Source organism: Methanomassiliicoccus luminyensis B10 (assembly GCF_000308215.1).
GTDB lineage: Archaea > Thermoplasmatota > Thermoplasmata > Methanomassiliicoccales > Methanomassiliicoccaceae > Methanomassiliicoccus > Methanomassiliicoccus luminyensis.
In genome coordinates this window covers 78,762-85,479 of sequence record NZ_CAJE01000014.1, presented here as the reverse complement: position 1 = coordinate 85,479, position 6,718 = coordinate 78,762, and the positions used below count along the sequence as shown (strand labels likewise).

At 61.1% G+C, this 6,718-nt stretch carries 9 protein-coding genes; 2 read left to right on the top strand and 7 right to left on the bottom strand.

Annotated features, from left to right (window positions below):
* Nucleotides 1-13 precede the first annotated feature (13 nt).
* Genes WYS_RS09000 through WYS_RS08985 form a run of 4 tightly spaced genes read right to left on the bottom strand, consistent with a single transcriptional unit; the run spans nt 14 to nt 2,130 of the window.
* Complete coding sequence (locus WYS_RS09000; RefSeq protein WP_019177835.1) at nt 14-496, bottom strand: hypothetical protein; 483 nt, start codon at nt 494-496, stop codon at nt 14-16.
* A 1-nt stretch (nt 497) separates the two neighbouring features.
* Entirely contained in the window at nt 498-1,106 is a 609-nt protein-coding gene (locus WYS_RS14885) for a CobW family GTP-binding protein (protein WP_019177834.1), read from the bottom strand.
* Nucleotides 1,103-1,543: a hypothetical protein gene (locus WYS_RS08990; protein WP_019177833.1), complete on the bottom strand. Its 441-nt coding sequence runs from the start codon at nt 1,541-1,543 to the stop codon at nt 1,103-1,105. The genes WYS_RS14885 and WYS_RS08990 overlap by 4 nt, the downstream gene beginning before the upstream one ends.
* Nucleotides 1,540-2,130 (bottom strand): GTP-binding protein, encoded by a 591-nt coding sequence (locus WYS_RS08985; RefSeq protein ID WP_026068976.1) that lies wholly within the window; start codon nt 2,128-2,130, stop codon nt 1,540-1,542. Before WYS_RS08985 ends, WYS_RS08990 begins: the two co-directional genes overlap by 4 nt.
* Before the next feature lie 254 nt (nt 2,131-2,384).
* Here WYS_RS08985 and WYS_RS14880 point away from each other — a divergent pair, with 254 nt between their 5' ends.
* Nucleotides 2,385-3,089, top strand: coding sequence for a TIGR04282 family arsenosugar biosynthesis glycosyltransferase (locus WYS_RS14880; RefSeq protein ID WP_019177831.1), 705 nt, complete (start codon nt 2,385-2,387; stop codon nt 3,087-3,089).
* Between the two features lie 84 nt (nt 3,090-3,173).
* On the opposite strand, the gene WYS_RS08975 is transcribed toward WYS_RS14880, so the two are convergent.
* Both WYS_RS08975 and WYS_RS08970 read right to left on the bottom strand, forming a co-directional pair.
* A complete protein-coding gene (locus tag WYS_RS08975; protein WP_026068975.1) occupies nt 3,174-3,533 on the bottom strand; it encodes a NifB/NifX family molybdenum-iron cluster-binding protein in 360 nt (119 codons plus the stop codon).
* 67 nt (nt 3,534-3,600) lie between these two features.
* Nucleotides 3,601-4,272: a helix-turn-helix domain-containing protein gene (locus tag WYS_RS08970; RefSeq protein WP_162137727.1), complete on the bottom strand. Its 672-nt coding sequence runs from the start codon at nt 4,270-4,272 to the stop codon at nt 3,601-3,603.
* A 116-nt stretch (nt 4,273-4,388) separates the two neighbouring features.
* Between WYS_RS08970 and WYS_RS08965 the strand changes: the two genes are divergently transcribed.
* Nucleotides 4,389-5,324, top strand: coding sequence for a polyphosphate kinase 2 family protein (locus WYS_RS08965; protein ID WP_019177828.1), 936 nt, complete (start codon nt 4,389-4,391; stop codon nt 5,322-5,324).
* A 21-nt stretch (nt 5,325-5,345) separates the two neighbouring features.
* On the opposite strand, the gene hcp is transcribed toward WYS_RS08965, so the two are convergent.
* Nucleotides 5,346-6,638: a hydroxylamine reductase gene (hcp, locus tag WYS_RS08960; RefSeq protein ID WP_019177827.1), complete on the bottom strand. Its 1,293-nt coding sequence runs from the start codon at nt 6,636-6,638 to the stop codon at nt 5,346-5,348.
* Nucleotides 6,639-6,718: the final 80 nt, after the last annotated feature.

The following is a 6,718-nucleotide window of genomic DNA, read 5'->3' as shown; positions in this document are numbered from 1 at the left end:
CCCCTCAATGCCATCAACTCGCGGGCCCGGGGCCCCTTCTCCTTCGTGCGCACTTGCATTCATGTCCGTGCTCGTGGTGATGATCGCAAATATGGTCGTGCTCCTGGATATCGCACAGCACCACCGGCGACAGCCTGGAGACCTCGTCCTTCACGATCTCCTCGATGACCCCGTCCTTCATGCCTATGGCCACGGCCATGATCCTGATCTTGCCTTCGGATATTGTGTCCGCTTTGAGCTCGTGAATGGCCTCGACCCCCAGCGTGGTGTCCACCACACTGAGCTTCAGGAATCCGCCGCCCGTCTCCACGAACATCTTGGCATGGCCCAGGAGCGCCCCCCGCTCCGCCTCTACCCGCTTGGCCACCCCCATCATGAGCTCGTGCATCTTCCCCGAGAACACTTCTTTCCGGATGTCCGGGCAGCGGAACACCACCTCTGCGCCGAAAGAGCCAGAGGCCATATCCTTGGAGTGATCGGTCTTCCTCTTGGTCATTTTAGCCCCCCTCCACGCTCTCCCCTAGGATGATGTTCTTAAGGGCGTCCACCCCCAGGTTGTTCCTCGCGGAAAGGGTGTGGATCTTTGCTTTCGGATTTATGGACCTTACCATGTCAATTACCGACACCAGTTCCATGCTGTCGACCAGCTCGATCTTGCTGATGACGATGAGGTTCGAACCCTTTATCTGGGTCGCAAAGAACGCTCCCGCCTCCCGGTTTATCCTCGGCGCTCGATAGGCGTCGACAAGGCAGACGGAGAACTTCTTGTCAAATTCCACCAGGGAGGTCCTCACGACCTTGTTGATCTTAGATGGCAGGGCCACTCCGGTCGGCTCTATGAAAACGACGTCGGGGTCGTACTCCTTGGCAAGCTGCTGAAGGGTGTTCATGAGAGTATTGGACAAAGCACAGCATATGCACCCCTCAGTGATCTCCTTCATTTGCAGGCCATACGCGCTCATGAGGGCACCGTCGACCCCGACCTCCCCTATCTCATTGACAATTATGGCCACCTTTCTTCCCTCCCCGGCCAGCCTTCTCGACAGGTCGATGACCAGCGTGGTCTTGCCGCTGCCTAGGAATCCAGCTATAGAACATAGTATCATTTTCGGTCCTCTTCGAATCGTATCAATCGCTTGCGCTCACGCTCGCGGTCCTCGACCAGGTTCTCCACTGCCATCTCGAGGGCGTTCCCGAAACTGGCGTTCAGGTTGTCCAGGGCTATTCTCTCCACCAGCTCGTCGGCCAGCCCGTACAGGAGCACGTTCAGGATGAGGATGAACCGGTCGGTCGCCCGGGACATGTTGCCGTGGCACTTTGCCTTCCCGCCCTGGTCGGTCACACTGCAGCTCAGGAACTCCTCGTGGGGGTCCTCCACGAGGCACTTGACGTGGCCGATCAGCCACGCTCCCTCTCTCGCGCAATCGAGGGTGATCCTGGACACGAGCTCCAGGACAGTTGTCCTCAGCTCCTCCGGCGGTATTTCGGCCTTGAAACGGATGCAGGCCTTGCCAGCATAGCCGGTGAAGTCAGTGGCCATCATGTGCTCACCAGCTGTTGGATGACGCGTTCGACGTTGGTGCCCGTGGCCATGGAAGCGGAGACTATGGGCACGTTGATCCCGAGATCGAACAGGCAGGCCAGTACGTCTACGAGCTCGATGTTGTCCACCTCATCTATCTTGTTGACCAGCACGAGATCGGCGGCCCTGAGCTGCCTCTCGACGGGACGGGGGAACGCGCGCAGGATCCGGGCGAACCGGACGGCATCGAGCACCACGACGGTCCTGACGCTATCCAGGGGCGTCTCATCGAACGCCTTCAGCGCCGCCAGGATGCTCATGGGGTCCTCCAACCCGGTCGGTTCGACCACCACCATATCCGGACCGATGTCCCTCGCGACGTCCGTAAGGGTCTTCAGGAAGGCCTCTTCCGACATGCAGCAGATGCGGCCGCCATGCATCTCCTGGACGGTAAGGCCGCCGTTCTTCATGACCCGGGCGTCGATGCCGATCCTCCCGAAGTCGTTCTTGATGACGACAACCTTCTTTCCGGTGCTCTCGATCACCCGGTCCACGACGGCCAGGATCGCAGCGGTCTTTCCCGACCCCAGGAACCCGGTGATGATCATGATTTCCAATTATTGACCCCCGCCTAAGCGTTGCTAGGAATATCAGGCATCTCTCTATATGAATGTTATCAATGTTTGTTGATTTATTAATAATAGATGCAAATTGTATCCGATAATAAATTTAATTATTAATACAAATTATACATATTGTTAATACAACAATAATGTGCCGCCACCCTGAAGTGACGAACCCGTCTTATTCTGGCCTCATCATCAGAAATCTATATCAACGTGCCAGATAGACTTGGGAACCTATGAATGAGAACAAGGGCCCGGACGATGTCCAAATCCTTCTCTTGGTCAAGTTCCCGCAGGAGGGCGAGGTAAAGAGCCGGCTCTCTGAGGAGGTGGGCGAGGAGCTAGCCGCCGAGCTGTACCGCGCCTTCGTGCAGGACACCCTTGCCACGCTGGACGCTTCGGGCCTCCGCCATGCCATATCTTTCCATCCCCCGGAGGCAGGGGACCAGGTGAAGGGGTGGCTGGGGGACCGCTACGAGTATTATCCCCAGAGAGGCGACGGCCCGGCAAGCAGGGTGAAGAACACCTTCCTGGACGCGTTCGCGCGTGGAGAGGAGAAGGTCATCGTCATGGCCAGTGACGCCCCGGACATCCCGGAGGACATGCTCAAGGAAGCGGTCATGGGCCTGGGGGAGAAGGACTCGGTGCTGGGCCCTGCGGTGGACGGGGGGTACAACCTCATCGGGTTCAACCGGGCCTCGTTCCGGGAGGCGGCCTTCGACGACATCTCCTGGGGCACCGCCATGGCCTTCGCCGACACCGCAGAGAGAATGAAAGGCCTGAGCATCTACGTCACGGCGCCCTGGCCGGACATCGACACCGCCAACGACCTGCGTGCCACCTTCAGGGAGAAGAGGAACTCCTCGTTCATGGCATCATCGAAGACCGTGGAGATCCTGGCGGGCACCGAGTATGCCAAGAGGGAAGTGGTGAGAAGGTAGGCTTCGCGACCGGGGTTCTGGTCCCGGGGGCCCGGCGGAAGGGGGAAATCTCCCCCGGAGCCCCGGAACGGTCAAGGTGATCCTCTAGTGGTGGTGGTCTTTGCAGGCGTTCTCGTCGGTGGCCGCTATGAGGCTCCCGGCCCGCCACTGCGCCAATGCATCCTTGGCCGCGCCGGTGGCGCCCACGAATACTTTTATGTCCATCGATCTCAGCATGGTAAGGGCCTTGGGGCCAAGCCCCTTGCAGACCACCACGGACACGCCCTGCTTGGCCATGTGCTCGGGGGGAGAACCGGTCCCGCCCATGTGATCGCTCTGGTTGGGAACCACCCCGCTCTCCCCCGTCGCCGTGTCGAAAATCAAGTATGACGGGGCCTTCCCGAAATGGTCGCTCAACGCGCTATCCAGCCCCTTGTCGTCAGATATCGGTACGCTGACCAGCATGTCGCATCGCTCCGGGGGCGGCAACCACCTCCGCCAATGTAACCCCTGCGGCGGACATGTTCGCCGTTCATTCCTTGGCCAGGTGGCAGCGCACCAGCTTTCCCTCGGCCCTCCGCAGGATCACGTCCAGAGCGGACTTGCCTATGCCCAGCTTCCCGGCCAGCTCGTCCAGGTCGGTCCGGCGGGGGATGTCATAATAGCCGAGATCGCAGGCCACCCGGACGGCCTCCTCCTGGCGGTCGGTCAGCCGCGTCTCTCTCCCCCGCTCACGCACGCTGACCAGCTCCACCTCGCACCCCCGCTCCCTCAACCTGGCCACCAAGCCCCGGATGGCCGCCGCGTCCGGAGCGGCAATCCCCCACGTCATCCTCCCGTCGCCGTGAGGCCTCGCCGACTCCAGGAAGCATCCCGATTCCGCCACCGACCCGCACACGGTGCACCGGGCGTTGGACACCGTCACCAGGTACCCGTCCTTCTCCCTCGAGGCGATGTCCACATCGCGGCCCGGTTCGGAGTCCTTCAGCAGCGCGACCAGGGCCGCCTCATCCATCGCCGGGGGCGCCCCGATCTTGACCAGGCTGTAGCCTCCCGAGGGCCCCCTGGGCACGCAGCGCAGCACCTTGAAGGACAGGCCGCTGGACGGGGGGACGCTGCAGAATATGTTGTCAGGTATCTTGACGACGATGATGGCAGAGCGCATGGTCACGGTCCACGCCGAGGGGGCGCGGCAGGCTGCCAAGCGCATAGCGCAATATGATGTTTCCCCCGTTCCCGGCGGCGCCGAGGAAGCATTTGATATTAAATGGCCGGAACGCATCCACATGCGGACATTATCGGCGGGACGGGGGTGAGCGGATGGACGAGAAGGCCGTCAAGGCGGTTAGGGACGAGATATACAACCGGATGAAGGTCCCTCCGGGGAAGAAGGTCAAGCTGAAGGACTACAACGCCAGCTGGGACCAGAACAACGATCTCAGGGGTATGGGCAAGGAGGCGGTGAAGGACCTAGCCAACGCCGCGCTGGCCCGCAATACCGAGGACCTCAAGGCCGCCCAGGAGCTGCTGTGGGCGGACAACACCCGCTCCGTGCTGATGGTCCTTCAGGGCATGGACGCCGCCGGGAAGGACAGCATCATCAAGCACGTGATGTCCGGGGTCAATCCCGCCGGATGCCAGGTGATATCGTTCAAGCCGCCGTCGGAGGAGGAGCTGGACCACACCTTCCTGTGGAGGCACATGAAGGCGGCGCCCGCCAAGGGCATGATCGGGATATTCAACCGTTCCCATTATGAGGAGGTTCTGGTGGTGAAAGTGCACCCGGAGATGCTGGAGCACGAGCATCTCCCCTCCGGCCGCATCGGCAAGGAGTTCTGGGAAGGCCGCTACGATGACATCAACGCCTTCGAGCGGTATCTGGTCAGGAACGGAACGGTGGTCCTGAAGTTCTTCCTGAACATCTCCCGGGACGAGCAGCGGGTCCGTTTCATCGAGAGGCTCAGCCACCCGGAGAAGCAATGGAAGTTCTCCCTGAGCGACGTGAGGGAGCGGGACTTCTGGGATGACTACATGGCCGCCTTTGAGGAGATGCTCAGCAGGACCAGCACGGAGTGGGCGCCCTGGTACGTGGTCCCCTCGGACCACAAGTGGGCCGCCCGGAGCGTGGTGGCAGAGGTGCTGACCACCTCCATTCAGGAACTGGGCCTGAAATACCCCTCCGTGCCGAAGGAGGACCGGGAGGAGCTGGAGCGCATCAGGAAGAGGCTGGAGGAAGAGGGGAAGAGAGAAAAGTAAGAAAAAGGAGGGCGGTGGCCCTCACTTGTTGGCCATCATCGCCGCGAGGTCCGCGTCCACGTTCCCGACGGGCTTCCAGTTGAACTTGTCCTGGATGACCTTCCAGTTGTTGGGCGTTATGAACGCCGGGAGGGTCGGCCCTACCCTGACGTTCTTGATGTCCAGGGCGAGGAGGGTGAGCACGATGGCCACCGCCTTCTGCTCGAACCACGACAGCGCCATGCTGAGCGGCAGCTCGTTCACGCCGACCCCGAAGGCCTTCGACAGCGCCACGGCCAGCTGTATGGCTGAGTAGGCGTTGTTGCACTGTCCCATGTCGAGAAGGCGTGGTATGCCGTCGATGTTCCCGAAGTCCTTGTCGTTGAAGCGGTACTTGCCGCAGGCCAGGGTCAGGATGACCGCGTCCTTGGGCACCTTCTCCGCCAGCTCGGTGTAGTAGTTGCGTCCGGGGGTGGCGCCGTCACACCCGCCGATGAGGAAGAAGTGCGAGATCTTTCCGGCCTTAACGGCATCGATGATCTTGGGCGCCAGCGGCATGATGGCATTGTGGTGGAAGCCGGTCTCCAGCACCGGGCCGGTCTTGGCCGGTATGTCGCCCAGCTCCTTGGCCTTGGCGATGATCTGGGAAAAGTCCTTGCGGTCCTCCAGGTGCTTCGCCCCCGGGACCGCGGTCGGCCCCGTGGTATACAGCCGGTCCTTGTATGTATCGGGCGGTATCAGCACGCAGTTGGTGGTGGCGAGGATGGGGCCGCCGAACTCGGCGAACTCCTTTCTCTGCTTCTGCCACGCTCCGCCGTAGTTGCCGGCCAGGTGGGAGTACTTCCTCAGCGCGGGATAGGCGTGCGCGGGCAGCATCTCCCCATGAGTGTATACGTTGATCCCGGTGCCCTCGGTCTGCTTGAGCAGCTCTTCCAGGTCCAGCAGGTCGTGGCCGGTGACCACTATGCCCGGCCCCTTGCGCGTGGAGGTCTCTACCTTGGCCGGGGTGGGCTGCCCGAAGTGCTCCAGGTGCGCCTGGTCGAGGGTCTCCATGATGCGGAGGTTCATCATTCCCGCTTTGAGGACGGTGCTCCACATGTCCTCCGGAGAGAAGTCCACATTGGTGAGGGTCTTGAAGAGGGCCTCGTGAACGAACGCGTCGACCTCCTCGTCCCTCTTGCCCAGCACCCTGGCGTGATACGCGTAGGCGGAGATGCCCTTCAGCCCATAGAGAAGGGTCTCCTGCAGGCTCTGGATATCCTGGTCCTTTCCGCACACTCCCTTGACGGTGCAGGCCACGCCCTTGGCGGTCTGTTCGCATTGATTGCAATACATCGGATCGTCTCCGGACTACAGAGCGAGCTAACAGAATATAATGCAAATCACTATCAATGATAGACTAAACCATCAAATAC